The organism is Gimesia alba, assembly GCF_007744675.1.
In the GTDB taxonomy this organism is placed as follows: Bacteria; Planctomycetota; Planctomycetia; order Planctomycetales; family Planctomycetaceae; genus Gimesia; species Gimesia alba.
The window spans coordinates 4,679,524-4,701,375 of record NZ_CP036269.1 but is presented as its reverse complement, the minus strand read 5'-3'; the positions used below and the strand labels follow the sequence as shown (position 1 = coordinate 4,701,375).

The 21,852-nt window shown below is 50.4% G+C and carries 15 protein-coding genes; 7 read left to right on the top strand and 8 right to left on the bottom strand.

The features are described from left to right. Window positions 1-277: 277 nt before the first annotated feature. On the top strand, window positions 278-805 hold the full coding sequence (locus tag Pan241w_RS17460) for a gamma-glutamylcyclotransferase family protein (RefSeq protein ID WP_145218326.1): 528 nt from the start codon (window positions 278-280) through the stop codon (window positions 803-805). Between the two features lie 31 nt (window positions 806-836). Here Pan241w_RS17460 and Pan241w_RS17455 read toward each other — a convergent pair whose 3' ends face one another. Then, window positions 837-1,316, bottom strand: a complete 480-nt coding sequence (locus tag Pan241w_RS17455; RefSeq protein WP_145218324.1) for a hypothetical protein — start codon at window positions 1,314-1,316, stop codon at window positions 837-839. A gap of 301 nt (window positions 1,317-1,617) precedes the next feature. Here Pan241w_RS17455 and Pan241w_RS17450 point away from each other — a divergent pair, with 301 nt between their 5' ends. The 3 genes from Pan241w_RS17450 to Pan241w_RS17440 all read left to right on the top strand — a co-directional run bounded on the left by Pan241w_RS17450 (window position 1,618) and on the right by Pan241w_RS17440 (window position 5,045). Then, window positions 1,618-3,747, top strand: a complete 2,130-nt coding sequence (locus Pan241w_RS17450) for an FAD-dependent oxidoreductase (protein WP_145218322.1) — start codon at window positions 1,618-1,620, stop codon at window positions 3,745-3,747. 65 nt (window positions 3,748-3,812) lie between these two features. Continuing rightward, window positions 3,813-4,178, top strand: a complete 366-nt coding sequence (locus Pan241w_RS17445) for a hypothetical protein (protein WP_145218319.1) — start codon at window positions 3,813-3,815, stop codon at window positions 4,176-4,178. 96 nt (window positions 4,179-4,274) lie between these two features. Continuing rightward, window positions 4,275-5,045 (top strand): hypothetical protein, encoded by a 771-nt coding sequence (locus Pan241w_RS17440; protein WP_315940515.1) that lies wholly within the window; start codon window positions 4,275-4,277, stop codon window positions 5,043-5,045. A gap of 230 nt (window positions 5,046-5,275) precedes the next feature. Here the strand turns inward: Pan241w_RS17440 and Pan241w_RS17435 are convergent, their stop codons facing one another. From Pan241w_RS17435 to rfbC, 3 genes are read right to left on the bottom strand one after another with little or no spacing between them, the layout of a single operon-like run. Then, window positions 5,276-5,944 carry a histidine phosphatase family protein gene (locus Pan241w_RS17435; RefSeq protein WP_145218315.1) on the bottom strand — a complete coding sequence of 223 codons (669 nt, stop codon included), beginning with the start codon at window positions 5,942-5,944 and terminating at the stop codon, window positions 5,276-5,278. A gap of 35 nt (window positions 5,945-5,979) precedes the next feature. After that, window positions 5,980-7,014, bottom strand: a complete 1,035-nt coding sequence (gene pdxA, locus Pan241w_RS17430; RefSeq protein ID WP_145218313.1) for a 4-hydroxythreonine-4-phosphate dehydrogenase PdxA — start codon at window positions 7,012-7,014, stop codon at window positions 5,980-5,982. After that, window positions 7,011-7,559 (bottom strand): dTDP-4-dehydrorhamnose 3,5-epimerase, encoded by a 549-nt coding sequence (rfbC, locus tag Pan241w_RS17425; protein ID WP_145218311.1) that lies wholly within the window; start codon window positions 7,557-7,559, stop codon window positions 7,011-7,013. The genes pdxA and rfbC overlap by 4 nt, the downstream gene beginning before the upstream one ends. Window positions 7,560-7,870: 311 nt before the next feature. Here rfbC and Pan241w_RS17420 point away from each other — a divergent pair, with 311 nt between their 5' ends. Both Pan241w_RS17420 and Pan241w_RS17415 read left to right on the top strand, forming a co-directional pair. After that, the gene (locus tag Pan241w_RS17420; RefSeq protein WP_145218310.1) at window positions 7,871-8,944 is read left to right on the top strand and encodes a S1C family serine protease; all 1,074 of its coding nucleotides are present in this window, start codon (window positions 7,871-7,873) and stop codon (window positions 8,942-8,944) included. Window positions 8,945-9,030: 86 nt separating this feature from the next. Further along, window positions 9,031-10,125, top strand: a complete 1,095-nt coding sequence (locus Pan241w_RS17415) for a S1C family serine protease (RefSeq protein WP_197999993.1) — start codon at window positions 9,031-9,033, stop codon at window positions 10,123-10,125. Here Pan241w_RS17415 and Pan241w_RS17410 read toward each other — a convergent pair. Next, the gene (locus Pan241w_RS17410; protein ID WP_197999992.1) at window positions 10,105-10,887 is read right to left on the bottom strand and encodes a (5-formylfuran-3-yl)methyl phosphate synthase; all 783 of its coding nucleotides are present in this window, start codon (window positions 10,885-10,887) and stop codon (window positions 10,105-10,107) included. The two genes, Pan241w_RS17415 and Pan241w_RS17410, sit on opposite strands and share 21 nt — an antisense overlap. Before the next feature lies 1 nt (window position 10,888). Next, window positions 10,889-12,502, bottom strand: coding sequence for an N-acyl-D-amino-acid deacylase family protein (locus Pan241w_RS17405; protein ID WP_145218303.1), 1,614 nt, complete (start codon window positions 12,500-12,502; stop codon window positions 10,889-10,891). Between the two features lie 287 nt (window positions 12,503-12,789). Here Pan241w_RS17405 and typA point away from each other — a divergent pair, with 287 nt between their 5' ends. Then, the gene (gene typA, locus Pan241w_RS17400; protein ID WP_145218301.1) at window positions 12,790-14,613 is read left to right on the top strand and encodes a translational GTPase TypA; all 1,824 of its coding nucleotides are present in this window, start codon (window positions 12,790-12,792) and stop codon (window positions 14,611-14,613) included. A 15-nt stretch (window positions 14,614-14,628) separates the two neighbouring features. Here typA and Pan241w_RS17395 read toward each other — a convergent pair whose 3' ends face one another. After that, complete coding sequence (locus Pan241w_RS17395; protein ID WP_145218299.1) at window positions 14,629-20,757, bottom strand: hypothetical protein; 6,129 nt, start codon at window positions 20,755-20,757, stop codon at window positions 14,629-14,631. Between the two features lie 166 nt (window positions 20,758-20,923). After that, entirely contained in the window at window positions 20,924-21,733 is an 810-nt protein-coding gene (locus Pan241w_RS17390; RefSeq protein WP_145218297.1) for a hypothetical protein, read from the bottom strand. Window positions 21,734-21,852: the final 119 nt, after the last annotated feature.

The window sequence follows — 21,852 nt, the reverse complement described above, 5'->3', positions numbered from 1 at the left end:
GTTTGAGGGGTATCATTGACGAAAAAAAAGTAAAATCAGTCTGATCTAACAATTGGAATGATTACTGGAATTACTCATGACATAACGTTGGTTGGAAGAGGATTCCCCTCCTCATCTTTTGACAAACAATGACCCTAAGGGATACTACTTAGAGTGATGCGCATCGTATCAGGGTATGGCAGTAGAGCGGATGATTGTTGTAGAGTGAAATCCCTGCAATCGACTGTCAGATTAGTGCAAGCGACTGCCGTATGCCTGAGGAGAAAGAGCAACAACAATGTCAGAACTGAAGAACTATTTTGCGTATGGTTCAAATCTCCATCCTGCCCGACTGGAGTCACGCATTGGGGGGTGTGTAATTGCAGAGGTCGCGTTCCTGGAGAGTGCTGCGCTTTGCTTTCATAAAAAGGGATTAGATTGTTCCGGCAAATGTGACATTGTCTTTGGGAAAACAAGCGCGACCGGAGTCTGGGGTGTAGTTTATCAAATCTCAAGCGAGCAAAAAATAATTCTCGATCAGCATGAATCACTGGGAGCGGGCTACCAGATTCTGGAGACCAGAGTCATAACCAGACAGAAACAGGTACTCCCGGTTTATACTTACCAGGCCATGTCGGATTTTATCGATCCGAGTCTGAAACCCTTTGACTGGTATCATGAGCTCGTGTTCCAGGGGGCACTTTTTCACGGCTTTCCGCCCGATTACCTCGCGCATTTGCAGGGCGTCTCCCAAATACCAGATCACAAACCAGCAAGAGCAGACAAACACGAGCGTTTATTGAAAACGATTCGGGATGCTCAATAAGCAAAACAAGCCGGTTGCGTAGAAGGTAAGCTTAGATCCAGGTAGAGACAATCTCGTTGATCATCTCTTCTTCGAGCGTTTCATGCGCCAGCAACTGATCAACCAGTTCTCCAATCGCACACCAGTATGCGTCGGTTCGGAACAGATGATACAGCTCGATTGTTTTTTGTTCCAGGTATTGTAATCGGGGCTGTCGCTGAGAAACGAGGATCGACGCGGCGCGGAGTGCCTGCTGCCAGTCGCCCGACCATTCGCCCACCAGAGCCGGGTGAAATGGATCGCCCGTATGAATCATTTCCGCCACCGGGCCGGCCAGAGAAACGAGGATCGTTTTTTCCAAAAATGTTTTTTCATCGAACACGCCCTCCGGCCAGGAAATTTGTGCATCCCCAAACCGTTCCGGTCCATCATCCCAGTCCGGATCGATGGTGACCGAATGCACGCGGGCGCCCACCCGGACTGCCATTAATACATGCCCCGCTTCATGATAGGCGGTGAGTTCTTCTGTCACTTGAAATCCGTCTGGTTATGCTTTTTTCTGGTACCTGATGAATCAATGCCGAGTCAGAGGCGGTTATTAAACCATCTCCCATCCGTTTGAGCAACATACCGCCCCAAGAGCGGAAATCAGTATCAGTGGTCTATTCCATAAATAAACATTATTAAGCAGCGTTCATAAAATGTCACTTCAATCTGAACCGGTTCTTACTTTGTATTAGACTGGTTCTGCTGTAGAATGAATGCTCAAAAATTTGGAGTCAGAAGACGTGAAGACGTCATGTTAAGAAATACATCCTGGAGAAATACGACTTATGAGTTTGCTACGTCAATTATTTACTTTTTGTCTGGCCGTGACTGTGACAGTACAGGCAGTTCATGCTGAAGACAATTCTCATTCAGAAGCCTATGATTTAGTGATTTATGGAGGCACCTCAGCAGCAGTGACGGCAGCCGTGCAGGCGAAACGACTGGGGAAGTCCGTTGTGATTGTCTGTCCCGATCAACATCTGGGTGGTTTATCGAGTGGGGGCTTGGGCTGGACGGATACGGGAAATAAAGCCGTCATTGGTGGTCTGGCACGCGAGTTTTATCATCGAGTCTGGAAGCATTACCAGAAACCCGATGCCTGGAAGTGGCAGAAGCGCTCTGCTTACGGCGATAAAGGACAGGGAACAGCTGCGATTGACGGCAAGCAGCGTACAATGTGGATCTTTGAGCCGCATGTCGCCGAGCAGGTCTTTGATGATTTCGTTAGTGAATACAAGATCCCCGTACATCGCAATGAATGGCTGGATCGCAAGCAGGGCGTGATAAAGTCGGGTAAGAACATCGCTTCAATTACCACGCTCAGCGGCAAAACATATGCCGGGCGGATGTTTATCGACGCGACCTATGAAGGCGATCTGCTGGCGGCTGCCGACGTGAGTTATCATGTCGGTCGCGAAGCGAACAGTGTTTATGGTGAAGAATGGAATGGCGTGCAGGTTGGTGTGTTGCATCACCGACATCATTTTGGACCGAATGCAGTCAAAGAGAAAATCAGCCCCTATCGCGTGCCCGGCGATCCTACCAGTGGTTTGCTGCCTCGCATCAGTGGAGCCAATCCCGGAAAATATGGGGCAGGCGATGATAAAATTCAGGCTTATTGTTTCCGGATGTGTTTGACGAACCACCCTGAAAACCGCGTGCCGTTTCCCAAACCGGATGGCTACGATGCCGATCAGTACGAATTGTTGCTGCGTGTCTACCAGGCCGGCTGGCGTCAGACCTTTGCGAAGTTTGATCCGATTCCCAATTTCAAAACGGATACGAACAATCACGGCCCGATGAGCACCGATAACATCGGCTATAACTATGATTATCCCGAAGCCTCCTACGAGCGACGCAAGGAAATCATCAAAGAGCACGAAACCTATCAGCAGGGTTGGTTGTACTTTATTGCCAACGATCCGCGCGTTCCCAAAGAAGTGCAGAAGAAAATGCGTGAGTGGGGACTGGCCGGCGATGAATTCAAGGACAACGGAAACTGGCCGCATCAGCTGTATATTCGCGAAGCCCGGCGGATGGTGGGACAGTATGTGATGACCGAGAACGAACTACTCAAAAAACGGCCGACTCCCGATTCCGTTGGCATGGGCTCCTATACGATGGACTCGCACAATGTGCAGCGCTACGTCACGCCGGAAGGATATGTACAGAATGAAGGCGACATCGGCGTTTCCACTCATGGACCTTACGAAATTGCCTATGGCAGTCTGGTTCCCAAGAAAGGGGAATGCGGCAATCTGCTTGTTCCGGTCTGTGTTTCCAGTTCGCATATCGCCTTCGGTTCGATCCGGATGGAGCCGGTATTCATGATTCTGGGACACTCCGCAGCGACAGCTGCCGGCATTGCCTTGGATCAAAAGCTGGATGTGCAGGACGTTCCTTATGAAGTCCTCAAAAAACAGCTTTTAAAAGAAGGGCAGATCCTGGAAGCACCTCCCGAAGCAAAATATGGAAAGAATGGTGTGAACCCGAAAACACTGAAAGGTATCGTGGTTGACGATTCACAGGCCAAACTGAAAGGCGACTGGGTGAGCAGCCGGTCCTCCAAAAAATATATTGGTGCCAGTTACAGCCACGAATCGAATACGCACGATGGTAAAGCAGTTGCCCGGTTCGAAACAAAAGTGCCCCAGGCGGGACGCTACGAAGTTCGCTATGCGTATACGCCGAATTCCAATCGCAGTTCGAAGGTCAAACTGGAACTGCAGCATGCGAACGGCAAAGCCGCTCACACGATCAACCAGAAAAAGTTACCTCCGTTAGACGGCGTTTTCATTTCTCTGGGGGAATATGAGTTCACCCCGGATCAGCCAGCAGTCTTGGAAGTAACAAATTCGGATGCCGATGGTTATGTGATTATCGATGCCGTCCAGTGGCTGCCTGTTTCGAAGTAAAACGATTCTGATTTAATTATTTCCATCTGGTAAAAGGAGTCAGTAGTGCGACAAAAAAATGGTCTTTGCCGATTCTGGTTTGTGTTCTACTGATTTCTGTTGCCGGCTTTGTTGCCGAGCGTTCCCTCTTCGCTGCAGACGCGGCTTTGAAATCGAACGTGATTCGGAGTATGCGAAAGGCCAGTCAGTTCTATCGTGACAAGCTGGCTCTCAACGGAGGCTACGTTTATTACGATAGTCTCGATTTACAGCAACGGTGGGGAGAAGGCAAAGCGAGTCCCGATCAGATCTGGGTTCAACCGCCGGGTACTCCCACTGTCGGTATGGCGTATTTAAAAGCCTATCAGGCGACGGGGGATCAGTTTTATCTCGACGCTGCCACTGATGCCGCGCTGGCGCTGATCTATGGTCAGTTGAAATCGGGCGGCTGAACGAACTCGGTCGATTTCAATCCCCGGAGCAAACTCACCGCCGAATATCGCAACGGAAAAGGGAGAGGGAAAAATAATTCGACTCTCGACGATGGAATCACCCAGTCAGCAATTCTGTTACTCATTCGCGTCGATCAGGCGCACCAGTTTCGCAATCAACCGATTCATGAGGCGGCGATGATTGCACTGGATGCCTTGCTGGCAGCGCAATATCCGGTGGGCGCTTTTACACAGGTCTGGACCGGACCGGCCCCTCAGATTCCGGCTAAGAAAGCGAACTTCCCGGAATACGACTGGCGAACGGAAGGGCGTATCAAGAATTACTGGGACTATTATGCCTTAAATGATGGTCTGGCAGGTTATGTCTCTACGGCTTTGATGGAAGCCTACCAGATCTATGAAGATGATCGTTATCGGCAGGCAGTGCTCAAACTGGGGGATTTTTTAATCCTGGCGCAGCTGCCTGCACCGCAAACTGCCTGGGCACAGCAATACAATTTCGAGATGCAGCCTATCTGGGCTCGGAAATTTGAACCGCCGGCAGTCACCGGCGGTGAGACTCAGGATGTGATTCAGACCTTGATGAACATTTACCAGTTCAGCGGCGATCGAAAATATCTGAAGCCGATCCCGAGCGCACTGGCCTATCTCAAGAAGTCACAGCTCCCTGACGGTCAACTCGCGCGGTATTATGAACTCAAAACGAATCGCCCGCTGTATATGACCAGACGCGGCAAAAAATACAGTCTGACCTATGACGACTCGGATCTCCCCCGGCATTATGGCTGGAAAATTGAGTCGCACCTCACTTCATTGCAGCGTGAGTTTAATACATTGAAATCGGCTAGAAAACGAAAGCCATATTAAAAAGAAAAACCGGTCACAGTATCAGAAGTCAAAACAATTCTGAAAGATCTGGGCAGCGGGGCACGTTGGGTCAGTACCAGCACCGGAGAACGACTGGTGGGACAACCGAAATTTCCCGTCAACAGCCAGTATATTTCGAGTGAGGTCTTCAGCCGAAACCTGGAATTGCTCAGTAGTTATTTAGAATCGTTAAAGACGGATTGACGACACCCGAAAACTAGAGCACGCTTTTAATGTGCGACGCCACTCAAATGAAAGATGGCATTCATCGTGACGACCTTTGTTTCGCCTGGTTTGTGTCGAATCAGGTTGATGCCGGTATTGGTTTGTGTGATCTCTTTCGCCCGACTGATTTCGAGGCCGAGCAGTTTCGCCAGATAAACCCGGTTCACCACATTATGCGCGACGACCGCGATCGTTTCCCCCGAATGTCGTTCGAGTAACGTCTGGATAGCAGGTTCTGTCCGATTCAGCACATCGCTGTAAGATTCCCCGCCGGCATAGCGGTTCTGGCTCGGATCATTCATAAATGCGTGATACTCATCGGGGTATTCCTGCATGATGATATCCCAGGACATCCCTTCCCACAGACCGACATCGCATTCATGGATTTCCGCGACTGCCTGTGGGATGAGGTTGAATCGTTCAGAGACGGCTTGCGCCGTTTCCCGGGCACGAATCATGGGGCTGCAGTAAATATGATGAATTGAGCTCATACTCGCCAGAAATTCCGCCAGTGCGCCCGCTTGCTTTTGTCCCGATTCGCTCAGGCTCGGATTGATGCCGCATCCTTGGAGAATGTAAGGACGCTGTTCATTGGGAGGCGTAGCGCCATGTCGAATCAATAACAGATTCGTGGTATCGGGCTCCGGTCGCGGGATAAATTGCAGGCGTTCCATAGATCAAAGTCCTGTCGGAAAATAACGAAGGTCTGTTACTGGTGTTGTCGGTGTGTGGCCAATTTTACTGCCGCTTTGATGGCTTCGGTAATCCCTTTGGTATCGGGGATCGTATTACTCCAGGCAATGTCGAACGCGGTGCCATGACTGGGGCTGGTTCTGACAATCGGCAGGCCCAGGGTGATATTCACTGCCTGATCAAATCCCAGCAGTTTAAACGGGATGTGTCCCTGATCGTGATACATGGCGACGACGGCATCGAATTCACCGTTCACGGCGCGGCGGATCAGAGTGTCTGCAGGCAAGGGGCCTGTCGTCTCGATTCCCGCTTGTTGTGCTTGTTCAACAGCCGGGGCGATGATTCGTGCTTCTTCGTCGCCAAACAGTCCATGTTCGCCGGCATGGGGGTTCAACGCACAGACGGCAACGCGCGGTGTGCTCGCGCCCATGACGCGAGACAAGTCGGAGATCAGCCGGATTTTTTCAGCAATATCCGCAGTCTTGAGCAGACCCGGAACGCTGGCAATCGATGTATGCAGCGTGGCGTGTACAATTCCCAGGCCGGAAGACGGCTTGATCACATCGCTGTGAGGCAGGTAGAGCATCATTCCAAAATCATGAACCTGACAGCGATCTGCCAGAATTTCGGTATGGCCGGGGTAATCGATGCCAGCCAGATGCAGAGATTCTTTATTTAACGGGGCAGTGGTGATCGCATCGATCTTTCCCGCAAGACAGTCATCAATGGCGCTGACCAGATAATCATATGCACCGCGACCGGAACGGGCATCAATCTGACAGGGAGCCGCGTCGACCACATCGGGGTTTCCACGATCGATGCAGAAAGCAGTTCCTGGTTGAAAATCGATTTCATCAGAGACGCTGGCGATGGAGGTCACTTTCAGAGAACTTCTCGAACGTTGTGCGGCGCGGCTCAGAACTCTCGCGTTTCCATAAACCACAGGGCGACAGAGTTCAAATATTTCAGAGCGACAGCAGAGTGCGTCCAGTAATTGAGGTCCAATACCAGAAACATCACCCATCGTTAAGGCAATCAGAGGCAGCTTCATAACGTTTCGAAAATTTCGCTCTCGTTGAGGGGACGTCCCATTTGATCTTTTTCTGAAAGAATCGGTTCCCCGTTCAAAGGCCAGTCGATCTCCAGCGCGGGATCGTTCCAGAGCAGAGTCCTTTCATATTCCGGAAAATAATAGTCACTGCATTTGTACATAAAGTCGGCCTGCGGACTGAGGACATAAAACCCATGAGCAAATCCAGCTGGGACAAACAACTGCTGATGATTTTCTGCCGTCAATTTAATCTGGAACGACTTCCCGAATGTCGGAGAATTTTTTCGCAGATCCACACAGACATCCAATATTTCTCCTTGAATGACAAACACCAGTTTTGCCTGGGGGCGTTTGATCTGGTAGTGCAGTCCTCGCAGAATTCCCCCCGATGAATGGGAAAAGTTGTCCTGGACGAATGTTTCGTTGATGCCCGCTTCCTGGTAGCGCTGTTGCTGATACGTTTCCTTGAAAAAACCCCGTTTATCCGAGAAGACCTGAGAAGTAATGACGCATAAGCCGGGAAAGTCTGTCTGCTGTATATCCATATTGCGGTAGACACTTCGATTTAAGAGCAGGTTCTAGTTCATAAACGCATATTTGGTTAGGAAACTCTAAGGGTAATCATAGCGGATTTGATGTTGGATGAAAGCAACGTGAGTGTCTGATCCTGCAGGTCTGAAATCTTTTTTGAGAGAAAAAATATGCCACAAGTCGTATTTTAGAGGACATTTAGAAAAATGAACAACTGTGTGGTTTTTTCTGTTTTTTCTTGAAAGTTGGTACCTGCTTCGCGTATCCTATAGTCAACATTTTTTACCTAAGCAGAAGATCTTTGTTTTTCGGTGCGTGAAGCATTATGAGATTAAACCGTTTAATGATTCCGGGTGAAACGGCCAAAGCCAGCACTGCTCTCAGCAGTTTGCTGGGTTTGATGGTTCTGCTGTTCGTTTCCCGCATCCACGCTGAAGAAGTGAAAGTTCTAAAGCCGGTTGTTCCTGCTTCTCCTGAAACGCTCTCGCAAGTCTTCTTCAAAACGGTTCCCGATTCGCTCGAAGATCTGCAGGAGATTGAGCGGAAAGTGACCTCGCTCACCAACGCTGCGATCGAAAGTACTGTTTCCATTCGCGTGGGAGATGCACAAGGCAGCGGCGTCATTATTGATAACAAAGCCGGATATATCCTGACGGCGGCACACGTGATTGGACTGGCACAAAAAAATGCCACGATCATTCTTCATGATGGCCGAACGTTAAAAGGCAGAACGATGGGTTTAAACCGGGGGCTGGATGCCGGCCTGGTAAAACTGATTGAAGACGACGAAATTGAAATTAGTAAACTTCCAGCCGTAAAAATGGGTGATATTACAAAACTTGAGCCGGGAGAATGGGTTCTGGCGACAGGGCACCCCAATGGATATCAAGCAGGCCGCGCTCCGGTGGTACGTTTGGGAAGAGTTGTCACTCGCAAGAAACATCTGCTGCAAACTGACTGTACTTTGATCGGCGGCGATTCCGGTGGACCACTCTTTAACATGAAGGGGGAGGTCGTCGGAATTCACAGTCGCATCGGTCCCTCGACAAGCTGGAATTTTCATATCCCGGTTTCTGCGTTTCAGAATGACTGGGAGAAACTCGTCTCTGGCGATATGTGGGGCGCAAAGCCTTTAGGACAAAACGCGGTTCTGGGAGTGAATGGAGTTGATTCCGAACAAGGTTGTAAAGTCACCGGAGTCACACGTGGATTTCCCGCAGAAATTGCCGGGTTAAAAGCAGACGATATCATCATTCAGTTGAACAATCAGAAAATCACAGGAATTGAACAACTGGCTGAGGTTGTCCAGCAATATAAGCCAGGACAAACAGTACAGATCAAGTTGATTCGCGATAAGAAAACCATGTCGTTTGAAGTCCAGCTTGCCGCCAGAGACTAAATTGGGAAATTCAGAAAATGGGCCGATCTTTCTTTCTGCTCTGAAGTAAAGATCAAGTTGATAAAAGTATGTGCGAGGAGAAGCTCTTGAACCAGGATCAGAAGAATAGAAAGAAAGAGTCAATCGGGTTTCGATTGCTGATGGCATTTCTGGTGTTTTCGGTCTTCACAGGATGGCTGGGTTCTGCTGGCTACGCCTGGGAGCAATTACGGCCCAGCCAGTTAACCAGCGGCTCACAGATGCGTAAGGCATTTCGGTCTGTCGTATCGACCCCTCGCTCATGGACCGTGCGGATTCGATCCAATGGCAAAGAAGCCTGCTTGGGAGCGATTGTGGGATCCGACGGTTGGATCTTGACGAAAGCCAGTCAGCTGGATGGCGCGGTGACTTGTGAGTTATCGACGTCCGAACGCTACGAGGCCGAGATCGTTGGCGTTGATGGAAAATTGGATCTGGCCCTACTCAAAATTAAGGCCAAAAATCTATCCACAGTGAAATGGCAGTCTGCGACTGACCCGAAAGTCGGTCAATGGCTTGTGACACCAGGCTTAAGCATGTCTCCTGTCAGTGTGGGAGTTTTGAGTGTCCCCCGGCGAGCGATCAAGCCGGCTCCCGGAGTGCTTGGCGTTCGGATTGATGATGCCGAGGGAGGCGCACGCGTTAAGCAGGTCATGCGTGAAAGTGGTGCGGAAGAAGCAGGATTGCAACCCGGGGATGTCATCTTAAACGTCGCCGGTGAAAACATTAAAAGCGCTAGTGCCCTTTCAAGTTTTGTCCAGAAATATCTTCCGGGTGACCGGTTGCTGGTCAAGATTTTACGTGAAAATGAAGAACTGACCGCAGTGGTTGTGCTGACTGATCCGCAGATGTTGATCTACGATCGTCTGCGTGAGATGCAGAAAAAAATGGGAGGCGCATTAAGCCGTCGGAAAACTGGTTTTACCGAAGTGCTGCAACATGACACTGTTCTGCGTCCCGAGGACTGTGGCGGCGTGATTGTGGACCTCAAAGGCCGAGCCATTGGATTGAATATCGCCCGAGCAGGGCGAACCAAATCTTTCGCGATTCCCGCCAACCATGTGATTCCCATGATCAAGAAGCTGAAACAGAAAAAATACGCTCCCTATAATCCGTTGAAGGATGCGAAGGAGCAAACCGTTTCAACCGATATGTCTTCCTGATTCACTCAACACAGTTTGTCGTTCCAGTTGTTGCCGAAAAGCCCGGACCGCCTGTTCTTGAACACTGTCTGTTCTCAGACTCCCGCGACAGGCGGCACTTCGAATGCCGATGATGTCAGGCGAAATGCTTGATAATGCCGCAAGGTCTTTTTGTCGCAGAGAACCGGCCAGAGCAATCTTCAGTTGATGTGCATGGGCCTGTTCAATCAGTGTATTCAGCTCGTCAAGTGATAAATGATCCAATAGAGTCTGGCCCTGCTTCAAGTAAGTATCAATCAGCAGGCCCGCACACTCGCTTTCAATGGCTGCCGCCAGAACGTCTTGTGGTGAGATCGAATTCGCCTGTTCCCAGTCAGCATATGCGACGGCAATCCATTGGAAAGTCGTCTGGCCAGTCGCTTCAATTCGCTTCTTTAAATCCTGCCAGTCGGAATACCAGTGATCCATACCTTGAGTGTTTGCCAGTCCCATTTTCAGATAGGTAATGGCAGACGGAATCAGCGGGGTTTTACTGTCGGCTAGCCGGTCTGTCAGTTCCCCCAGTGCCAGGCTGACCGGGATGTCAATGGGGTGAGTCTGAAAGTAATCGGAGATCGAGTAGAGTGTTTCCGCATCGATCATTCCCAAGGCCCCCTGAGTGGGATCTTTGAAATCCAGAATATCACAGCCACCTGCCAGGGCAGGCGCGATTTCGTCCCGATGCATGGCACTGACCAGGAGTTGTACTCGCTGTGGATTCAAGACTGATGATTCCGGTCGCATATTAAGGAGACTTCTTTTCTGATGGCTGAGCCGCGTCTTGATGTCGCAATGCCTTGCCCGCGAGACTGCCTGTCGGAAACCCGGCGCTGATGGCGGGTCTTCCATTCACAAACAGGTAACGGATTCCGTTCGAGTATTGATGCGGTGCATCGAAGGTGGCCTGATCGATCAGTTGGTTGGGATCAAAGACAACAATGTCGGCATACGCTCCTTCGCGCAGGTATCCTCGGTCGTTTAAACCCAGAATATCCGCGGGAAGCCCCGTCGCGCTTCGCACGGCGTGTTCCAGTGGAATGACTTTCTCCTTGATCGCATAGTATCCCAGCTTTCGTGGAAACGTACCATAGTTACGAGGATGCGGTCGGTCCGAACCGGGCAGATAAGCTCGACCATCCGAGGCGGTTGCCACCCAGTCGATTTGCATGATCTGGCGGACGTCCCCCTCATTCATACTGAAATTCACGACCGAAGCACCTCCCTGGCGTGTGATCTCCAGCACTATGTCCAATACACTTTTCTGCTCGGCTTCCGCAATTTGTTGTAAATTTTTTCCAACCCATTCTGGCTTTTTCCCATAGCGGGCAATTCGAATCGCTGTGCCTCCTTCGCGTTTTTCGATATTGCTTTTGATCTTGCGAATAATTTTTTCCGAAGTTTCTGGAGCTTCCAAACGCTGGATCAGCTCTTTGTTCCCTCCGGCTCTAGCCCAGGCGGGAATCAACGTGGCACCCAGAGAGGTGCTGGAAGCGATATAGGGATATTGATCGGCGGTGACAATTTTCCCCTGTTTCCGCGCGTCGTCAATCATCTTTGCTGCCCGGATCACCAGTCCCCAGGCATCCTGACCACTTGATTTGAAGTGAGAAATATGCACGGGCAGGTTTGCCTGTTGGCCAATCTTCAGGGCTTCATTGACGGCTGCAAGTAACTCGGTGCTCTCATTGCGGATATGGCTGGCATAGATCCCCTGATGCCGCGAGACGATGTTGGCCAGCTCGATCAGCTCATCGGTCTCGGCATAGGAACTGGGTACGTAAATCAGCCCGGTGGACATGCCCCAGGCACCATCCTGCATTGCTTTCTCGGCGAGCGCTTTCATTTTGGTTAGTTCGTCCGGGGTTGGCTTGCGTTGTCCCGACCCCATCACATGGTCCCGGAGTGAACCCTGTGGGATCAAATGCATCACATTCGTTCCGCTTCCCGAAGCATCGATTTTACGATAATATTCACCCGTATCGACCGGGCCACTGCCACAGTTCCCTGTGACAATGGTCGTGCAACCCTGGGTGACATAGTTCATATTGGCACGGGTCAGTGGAGAAACGATCTGACGGTCACTATGGTTGTGTAAATCGATAAATCCCGGTGCAATTGTCAATCCACGGCACTGGATCGTCTGGTCAGCCTGCCCATTGATGTTCGGGCTGATTTGGACAATTCGATCATTTTTGATGGCAATATCGCCGGTAAAACCGGGCTTGCCTGTGCCATCAATGATCGTTCCCCCCTTGAGAATGAGGTCGAAGGGCTCTGATTTCTGGGCAGAAATAGAGTCTATCGGCAGAAAAGTCACGAAAAATAGACAAAAGCAGATCAGCAGGCGACGCTGTCCCATACGGTCGGACCCCTTTGTAAGCATTGGATTTACGTTGAAATCTCGTGATTTATGAAGATTGAGCGTAGTAATGGTCAAAGTATCGCTAAAACCGGACAGAACTGCCAGTAAGAATGTCTATTTCTGGGCTTTGCGTTACTAATCTATTGTTGATATATTTTGCCCCTTATATAGTTGCCTGATGCGCTGAAAGGCGGTTTTTTGCTGAGACCCTCTGTTCCCTGTAAGGAACGTTTGAATGTTAAGACGGTCGCGCGAAAAATTCATTGTGGGAAGAATTGAGAGTCATGAAACGAGAAGATGTGCGGAACATTGCAATCATTGCGCACGTGGATCATGGGAAGACGACACTGGTAGATGCCTTATTACATCAAAGTGGTCATTTTCGTGATGCTCAATTGAAGGGCGACTGTATTCTGGATTCCAACGATCTGGAGCGGGAACGCGGCATTACCATTTTGGCCAAAAACATCGCATTGATGTATAAAGGCGTGAAAATTAACATCATCGATACGCCGGGTCACGCCGACTTTGGTGGTGAAGTCGAACGCGTCTTACGTATGGCGGACGGCGTTTTGATTCTGGTCGATGCCTTTGAAGGCCCCCGACCTCAAACCCGCTTTGTTCTGAAAAAAGCACTCGAATGCCATCTGAAGCCACTGGTGGTCATTAACAAAATCGACCGTCCTGATTGCCGTCCCGATCACGTCTTGAGTGAGATGTTCGATTTGTTTGTCGATCTGGAAGCGGACGATGAAACACTCGATTTCCCCTATATCTATGCCAGTGCCCGCGAAGGGTTTGCCACGCATGATCTCGATAATTTTGGAGACAGCATTCATCCGCTGTTGGATATGGTTTTGGAAAATGTGCCCGCGCCTGATGTGAATCAGGACGCACCGCTGACCATGATGGTGACAACGCTGGAGTGGTCCGAATATGTAGGTCGTGTTGCGACAGGGCGTATCAACAGCGGAAAGGTTCACACTGGAGAACGTGTGACGGTCATCAAAAGTAACGGTGATCATATTAAGTGCACCGTCGATTCGGTCGAACTCTACAACAATTTAGGAAGAGCCCCCGTCGACGAAGCCTCTGCCGGTGATATCGTTGCACTGGTCGGCCTGGAAAATCCTGAAATTGGCGATACCGTTGCCTGTGCAGAGAAGCCGCAGGCACTTGTGAGAATTGATGTCGATGAACCGACTCTCTCGATGTTATTCACGATCAACAGTTCGCCGCTGGCCGGACAGGATGGGAAGTACGTCACCAGCCGTAATCTGCGTGAAAGGTTGATGCGCGAACTGGAATCGAATGTCGCTTTACGCGTTGTTGAACGAGAAGACAAGGATTCCTTTTCCGTTTCCGGTCGAGGTATCTTGCACTTGTCCGTATTGATTGAACAGATGCGCCGTGAAGGTTACGAGCTTTCTGTCGGGAAACCTGAAGTGATCCGTAAGAAGATCGACGGGAAATGGCATGAGCCGTTTGAATCATTAGAAGTGGACGCTCCTTCGGAAGTCGTCGGATCTGTAATGGAACTGGTTTGTGCCCGCCGTGGTCAGATGATTGATATGACTTCGGGTGAGACTGGCATGTCGCATCTGAAATTCTCAATTCCTGCCCGTGGCTTGATTGGCTTGCGAACACGATTGCTGAACGCCACCAAGGGGGAAGCGATCATCAATCACCGTTTTGAAGCGTATAAAGTCAGTGAAGGGGAGGTTCCACGTCGTGCGAACGGCGTGATGATATCTCAGGATAAAGGGCAGGCCGTCGGTTACGCGTTATGGAAACTGCGCGATCGTGCCGAATTCTTTGTCGGACCCGGAGCCGATGTTTACGAAGGCATGATCGTCGGCGAGCACGTCCGCAATAATGACCTGGTGGTGAACCCAATCCGTGGCAAAAAATTGACCAACGTGCGGGCTTCCGGCTCAGATGAAAATATGGTTCTCAAGCCGCCGCGAGATATGAGTCTCGAAGCAGCTCTGGAATACATTGAGCATGACGAATATGTGGAAATCACTCCCAAGATCATTCGTCTGCGAAAAATCCATCTGACAGAAAACGAGCGGAAACGGAATCAGCGAACGACGACCAGTGACTAAAGTGGGTTTTGCTGTTTAGCGATCCCAGGTTTTCAGTTTGTCAACCAGTTCCTGCATTTCGTTTTTACGTTTCTCAAACAGTCCGAACAGGGTCAGAATACAGATTCCCAGTCCAATCCCGAAGGCCCACCAGGGCCAGATATGACCAAGGGACTGGGAAGCGTGCCAGATCATGCTGACGATGGAGAGAACCAGAAACGAAGCGCCGACATACAGGAAGGCACGGACCCGGAACATCATTCCGGCGAACATGCCCAGCACGGAGAGTCCGCACAGGATGACCGGCAGCCACAAGTTTTCAGCAACGCCGGCGATAAACATGTCGCCGGTAGAGCTGACATAAATCGAGATCGTCGAAAAATAGCGGATCGCCGTCAGCTGCGTGGCGCTGAGTTTCTCACGATTCAAATGCGTGGCAATCAGCACAGACAAGGCAGGGGGGATCAGCCAGAGTTGAGGGTGTTGCGTGAAGAACTGCCCCTGTTCTGCCCAGAAAGCCCACAACGCACCATTGCCAGCCAGCGCTGCCAGCGTGGTATAGACAAACGACTTTCTCCATAAACTCATCACTACATACACCAGGCTGATCAATAGCAGGATCATGGAATAGTCGCCGACAACGGGGGACGCCTGCCTCGAAGCTGCATGAATCCAGAAACTGAGTGCCGGCAGTAATGGTAAAAACGTGCCGGTTCGCTGTAGTGGTTCAGACAGCACGTTCAGTCCGATGCGTTCGAAGAATTCGCCCACGCCGGCCCCGGTAAATGCGATCGCGATCACAATGTAAGGCCAGTATGGTAAGAGATACCCCCGGAACAGTTCCGGCATGGTGAGGTAGATGTGCAGGAACAGCAGAGCCAGCACAATTTCAGAGGCATAGACATATAACATTCGCCGTTTGAGTGTGAGTTGAAACGGATCGTATTTCGGGACAGCCGCCATCAGGATCAACGCGGCAGAGAGTAAAACCAGAGCTGCTGAAACGACGGCAATCCGGGCTTTGGAGATCACCAGCGGAATTCCAGCGATTTGGAACCCGGTTTCCGAAATCAGAATCCCCAGCAATGAAACACCGGCTGCGATCAGAAAAGTACGCGAACTTTTTCTCAATGCTTCTGACCAGTCCTGTTTCAGTGCCGGCCATTTGACCAAAACCAGCGTGGTCAGAAGACTCAGGATTGAGACAGCTTCCAGAAAGCGAATTAAATGGTCGAGAAAGTAAAAGTTTCCCTTAGCGGGGAGCAGTGCCCAACCGTAATAGATGCCAGCCAGACCGCCCGCCAGAATCGCACGTTTTTTAAACTTCTCTGAGAGATCGGAGTGCGTGCTCATACCATAAAAAGTCAGGCAGGTGAGCGCAGTTCCTAAGACGGACCACCACCGCTGAGCCTGCACTTCAAATCGCAGTACGCTATGTAATAACGCCAGCATGGTATAAACGGCAAGCAGAGTCACCGCAGGGGGGAGCCAGCTTCGCGTTTGATTTCGGAATGCTTCAAAATTAGGAATCGCGAGCCGTGAAAATTTCTGGCTGATCAGATTTCGCAGGCTCCACAAGATGCTGAGCAGAAATGCATAACCGGAGAGTGCCAGTCCCGAATGCTGTGCAAGTCGGCGTAATTGGGTTTCGTCGCTAAGGTATGTGGAAATCAGACAGATGCCCATGGTAAACAGTGCTGGCAGGCAGTATCGACTTTTCCGATCCCAGATCAGTCCGATTAACAGGAGAGACACCGCGAATAAAGCGGTCCAGCCTGCGGGGTCTCGAATCAGGGGAACGTCCGTCGAAATTAGTACCGTGCGAGAGACGGTAATCAGCAGAGTATAAAATAAGACAAGGCAAGTCAGTATCCGGGCCAGAATCTGCTGAAATGCGGGCGATTCAGTTGTGGTGTTGTCATCAGAAAGAAAACGTTGTCGATACAGATCAACGATTAACCAGCACCCTGAGACACCGGCAGCTGTTGTGATCGACCACTTCAAGAGATCCATCCAGCCTTGCGATGTGACATCAACTCCCGCATCAAGCCAGTGTGACGTGAACACAAACAAGGTTCCCAGTAACGCGGTGATCAGTGAGGCATACGCGAGGATTTGTTTTCTCAAGCAGATCCCCAGTGTGAAATAGAGCAGTGTCCCCGCAGATGCGATCATCAGAGCGGGGTAGGGGCGATATGCATCAGACCAGGCACCCCGAAAGGCAAACGCAAACAGAGTCAGGCAGATCAATTGAGTCCAGTTAAGATGCCGGAACGCAGTTGGTTGCTCATCCAGGTTGGCACCGGGAGGGCGGTAGGTCATGACAAATCGGGTTGTATGGAACAGACCTACTAGAAGTACGCCAATTTCCATGATCAGGTTGATCTGCCAGGCGGTCCTTTCCGAATCGTGCCAGAGCGAAACTGTAGTGAAGCCGATCAACGCCAGACTGAGACAACTGAGTCCGTTTGTTGTAAGACTACTGAAATAATGCCGTGCAAAAACATGGATGCAGGTTGCTGCCATGAAAAGGGAGATCAACGAGATGAACGGAATTTGCGGGAAGTGTGTCCCCCAGTTGTGTGTGGGGTGATTCAGATTCATGATAAACGGAAGGAAATACGGAGCGGCTACCAGACTGAGCAGTGTTACCAGGTGGACGCGGATTAAAGGCCATTCAACTGGGGACAGGCTTTGATGTTCCTGATAATTCCGATTGATTCTGGATTCGATTGCCAGCCAGAACAGTCCATAGCCAGCCAAAGCGAGTCCGGTGTAGATGGAAATTTGCAGAAAATCATCGATCCGGAACTCAGTCGGAGGTTCTGAAAATGTCAAGATCGTGCCAGTGATCGCAACTGCTGCCAGTAAGTGTGATCCGATCAGCATCCAACCGGCTGACCGAAAGTGAATCGCATACAATACAGATGCGAGAACCAGCATCAGAATGGGGACGCTGAATGTCAGTAAGGGCATCCCCAAGCCAGAAATTGCTCCTGCTTCCAGCGGGACAGAGATTTCCAGCCAGGAACCGAAGACCTGATAGAGGGTAAGTACCAGTAGCGGCAGACTGGCACCCAGTATGCTCAGGTTGCGCCACGTCGGTTTATCTTCGAAGAGTTTCGGCAAATACCTCAGGCGAATTTGTTGTGAACGTAAATAGTCGATTAGCGATTCTGATTTCAGAATCAATAGCGTCATGGACAGAGCATATACACCCAGTCCCCAGCGCAAGGCATCGGCGGTGTGATGTTGTTCTATAAAATAACCGGCAATCAAAAACGGAATCAGATAGGTCACAAACAGCAAGCCCTGCGTCGTCAACTTCTGGAATTTGCTATTGAGATAAGGGAGGCAGGCAACGCTCAATAAACCGAGGCAAAGCCAACTCCAGATCCCAAAGGCATCTTTGGCATGCGTGACCGGAAATCCAATGGTTGCTAAAGAAATATGCAAATTCTGTAAACTGAATGCCGCGACGAGCAGGACCAGGCTCAGGATCAACCCCACCTGTGTTCCGACGCCCGACTCGCGCGGTTTCGTCAATGCGATGATCGTAGTACAGAGAGTGTAGAGAAATAACCCCAGCATGAGTGGCGCTGCGTATTGGTGGATTTTTTGGATCTTGAACGCCAGCTCAAAATCGGTCGCAATGGCGGGGATGATCGACAAAAAGAGAACCATTCCTGTTGCAATCATCGAACCAGCCAAGAGCACCGGCTGTAGATTCCAGCGGGAAGTCCGGGATAATGCACCGAGCATATTTCGGGAGTATTTTTTGGAGTGAATTGCTGATCCCAATAAAACCCAGATCGCGATCGCCACGATGTGGAACAGCCAGTAACGCGGTGTCGCGCGTCCGGCGTCTGACCACAGTCCATAATGTTCTCCTACAGCGGTCGCGGTATACAGTGTGCCGACGGTTCCCGCGCATTGTGCAAACAGAAACCAGATGTCTGAACGTTGAATCAAAGCGACTGTGATCCAGATCAGCATGATCCAGAAAGCATAGAATGCATGCATTTCCGCGGACATGGTTTGCAGAAGCACATAGGGGACAAGCAGGGATGAGGTAATAATCGAACCGAATCCAATCGGCGTGGTAAACGAATTCCCTTTTAATGGACGCAGTGACCAGGGCTGTGTCAGCTGAGTTCGGGAGCGAGACCAGAAATCCAGACCGATCAAGAACAGCAGCCCGCTGGTCGCATGAATCAGGCAGCCCCAGACAAAGGGAGCGTCCGGCAAGAGTTCCCGGTCGGAAAGCCAGTTTCGAAGCGGTGTGTCAATACAGAGTGCATGTTGTAACGCCAGAAACAACAGTGCTGATGCCACTCCCGAGAGAACCTGCTTGCGGATTTGCCAGTTGGCGAACAGAAACGTGATGGCATTGATCAGCAGAGCCAGCGTGCACCAGATGTCATCGGTGCGGGTGAAATAGCCCGCATAAACGGCAATCAGACTTGAACCGATGGAAAAACAGCCTGCTGCAGAAAGGTAATATCGGGCCGTTTCTATTTTGCTGGTTCGTTTCAACCAGACGGCTGCGAGGGAGGTCAGAATCGCAAATGAAATCAACACGATGGCACTTCGCCCGAGCAGCAGGGCTTCGATCAGCATTCGCTGTGAGGTTCCCTGTAATGCAATCGTATCTGTCAGGACATGGAAGCCAAGTAAACCGGCGATCGCGGCAGAAATCAGAGCCGGTATATGACAAACGGCGAAGCGACCGTAGATGGCCAGTAATGTCAGGCTGATAGCATTTACGATGCCAAGCACAAGCATGATATCCACGCGTGGCCAGGAGATGGCGAAATTCATCAGCATCATCAAGGCAGAAAAGACGGCGATCGAAGAGCCGGCCAGTGACCAGTGCGGTGCGTCGTCATTCTCTTTTCTGTGGTGTAATACCAGTCCCATGCCCAGCAACAGGATTTCCATGATACTGACCAAGGGGGTCAGGCAGGCAAATGTTTCCAGTCGGCTGGACGAATTCCAGACTAAGAGCCAGCAGGGTGCCAGAACAGCGAAGAGAGAGAGCCCGCCGAGAGTGACCAGTTCGCGGGCCAGCGCATCGGAGATTTCTTTCCAGCGAAAAGTGTGTTTCAGGATACTTGCCAACGCGACAATGAAGCAGCCGACGGGTAACGCAGCAAGCAGATTTGTTCGTAGTAGGATTGGTTCGGAAATCGACATGCGTGAGATGATGATTTGACCTGCCGACGAACCGAGTACAGCGATCAGTAGCTGCCAGCGCCCAAAGCTGACTAGAATCCGACTGGCAGATAGGACCATCCAGCTAAATGCAGCAAAACCAATACTCAGGGCGAGTATAAATAGGGGATCAGTGACCGGTCGATGATCGGAGAGTCGGATGGCTGCCAGAAAGTTGAGTGGAACCAGCAGTACGGTGATGAGCAGGAGTCCGCGGCTCGTTGATTCCAGCTTCCAGCGTTTGAAGGTATAAAGTCCCGCACCATGAATGGCAGCGGTTGCTAACAGGAACAGCAGAGCCGGCAGATAAGGGATTTGATTTTTCAGTGTCGACCACAGGCTGACCACCAGGCCGATCGCACTGCCGACAATCAAAAGTCCACTGATCAATTCTCCCCAGCGAATATTTTTCTCTTCCATGAAAGCATTCAGGATGGAACCGAAGGCGCGTTTCTCGACGGGCTCTGTTTGAGGGAGAGCATGTTTTTTGGGGCGGATCGCTTTCGGTGTTGCAGTGGGTTTCTTATCCGTAGGTTCATCGAGAAAGTCATCCTCGTCCAGAAAGTCTTCGACTTCTAAAATAGCGCTCTCTTCCAAGTTCGCTGTGGGGAGGGGAACCGGTTTCGGAGGAGTTGTGGACTCGAGTTGACTTGTTGGCTGAGTTGTTTTTGGAGCGGGTTGGGGTGATGGTTGCTTGGTTTCCTTCTCAGTGTATTTGAGAATCGTTTGGAACTCCTGCTCAGGAATTTTCCCTTTGTAGTAGAGACGTCTGAGATAACGCTGAGCGGTCAAACGGTCTTGATCGGATTCGTTTTCTGAAGCGACGAGGGGCTTTTGGGGAATCGGGTTCCCACTGGAAAATATTCGTTTGAACAGAGATCCAATGACCCACAAACCATGGCAGATAGAGGCAAATATCGTCATGGCGATAAAAAAAACGAGGATCTCCATGCTGCAGGTTCCTGTAGTAATGGATCAAGAATGCATCAAATCTAAGACTCTTTTATTAAGGCGTCGCCTTTACCAATATATCACTCACTAACCAGCATTTAGCATGAAATATAGAAAAGGAGATGGTGTAAACTTAAAAGTAGTAAGGGATTAGTACAAATATCGTTTAATACATCAAAATTCGGGTACCATCAGGCAGAATTTGCGTTGGTTGTGCTGCGTGTTGTAATTTACCCCACTGTCGCTTCAAGGCAGGCTTGAGGTGGAATACGGAGTAAAACGTATCGTACCAGCGTTGTTTTGCTGGACTCTGTTCCAGGATGGGGATGTCCCAGTTCGCCAGAATCGATTTCCAGAGTGCGGCTCTTTGCGAGTAACGGTAGTGAATCGGGTCAAATCCATACCAGTCTCGTGAGGCTTCGACAATCTGTAACTGATTGGAATCAGCGAACTCTAACAGTTGTTGATTCAGATGTTGCACTTTCTGGATCAGGTCAGTCAGAGAGGCCGGGTTTTTGGGAAAAAACATCCGACGTGTTAATTCAAAGCGGATGTTTGAAAGGCGTGCAAGACTCTCCTCTGGAAGCAGGGTGATAATGATTCGGGCATCGATAATCTGGAGTTGTCTGACGCAGTCCTGGACCCAGCGAAAGATGGTCTCCGTTGATTGACCGTATATCAGATCATTGCCAATATCAGTTAAGAGCGCCAAAGGCTGATGGCTTTCAGCATTCTGTTTCGGGAGCGCGTCCCAGAGTTCACATTTGGTTATTCCAGGCAGTGCTCGATGGATGAGGCGGCTCCATGTGCCATATGAGCGGCCGTGACCCATCGCGGTGAAGATGTCCGCCGGGGAGTCCATTGAAGTTTGCAACAGCCGCAGAATCAGTGGGAAGTCGCGCGTTAGATTGCTGGCGCCCAGCATAATCACGGGACGATGCGAACACGAATTGTCAACGACCTCTAAATCATTCATAAACTGAGTTTAGCAGGTTGAAGCATCGTGCAGAATGTCAGTTGAGAGATTCGAGAGCATTAAAAAAGCGGCACTGTATCAACAGCGCCGCTTTCGCGATTGAGTCTACATGGACAAAG

Bases quoted from the DNA above. Each gene is read 5' to 3' on its own strand.
- Pan241w_RS17435 (WP_145218315.1), bottom strand. From the start codon at position 5,944: ATGGAACGCCTGCAATTTATCCCGCGACCGGAGCCCGATACCACGAAT.
- Pan241w_RS17460 (WP_145218326.1), top strand. From the start codon at position 278: ATGTCAGAACTGAAGAACTATTTTGCGTATGGTTCAAATCTCCATCCT.
- Pan241w_RS17450 (WP_145218322.1), top strand. From the start codon at position 1,618: ATGAGTTTGCTACGTCAATTATTTACTTTTTGTCTGGCCGTGACTGTG.
- Pan241w_RS17390 (WP_145218297.1), bottom strand. From the start codon at position 21,733: ATGAATGATTTAGAGGTCGTTGACAATTCGTGTTCGCATCGTCCCGTG.
- Pan241w_RS17420 (WP_145218310.1), top strand. From the start codon at position 7,871: ATGAGATTAAACCGTTTAATGATTCCGGGTGAAACGGCCAAAGCCAGC.
- Pan241w_RS17405 (WP_145218303.1), bottom strand. From the start codon at position 12,502: ATGGGACAGCGTCGCCTGCTGATCTGCTTTTGTCTATTTTTCGTGACT.
- typA (WP_145218301.1), top strand. From the start codon at position 12,790: ATGAAACGAGAAGATGTGCGGAACATTGCAATCATTGCGCACGTGGAT.
- pdxA (WP_145218313.1), bottom strand. From the start codon at position 7,014: ATGAAGCTGCCTCTGATTGCCTTAACGATGGGTGATGTTTCTGGTATT.
- rfbC (WP_145218311.1), bottom strand. From the start codon at position 7,559: ATGGATATACAGCAGACAGACTTTCCCGGCTTATGCGTCATTACTTCT.
- Pan241w_RS17395 (WP_145218299.1), bottom strand. From the start codon at position 20,757: ATGGAGATCCTCGTTTTTTTTATCGCCATGACGATATTTGCCTCTATC.
- Pan241w_RS17410 (WP_197999992.1), bottom strand. From the start codon at position 10,887: ATGCGACCGGAATCATCAGTCTTGAATCCACAGCGAGTACAACTCCTG.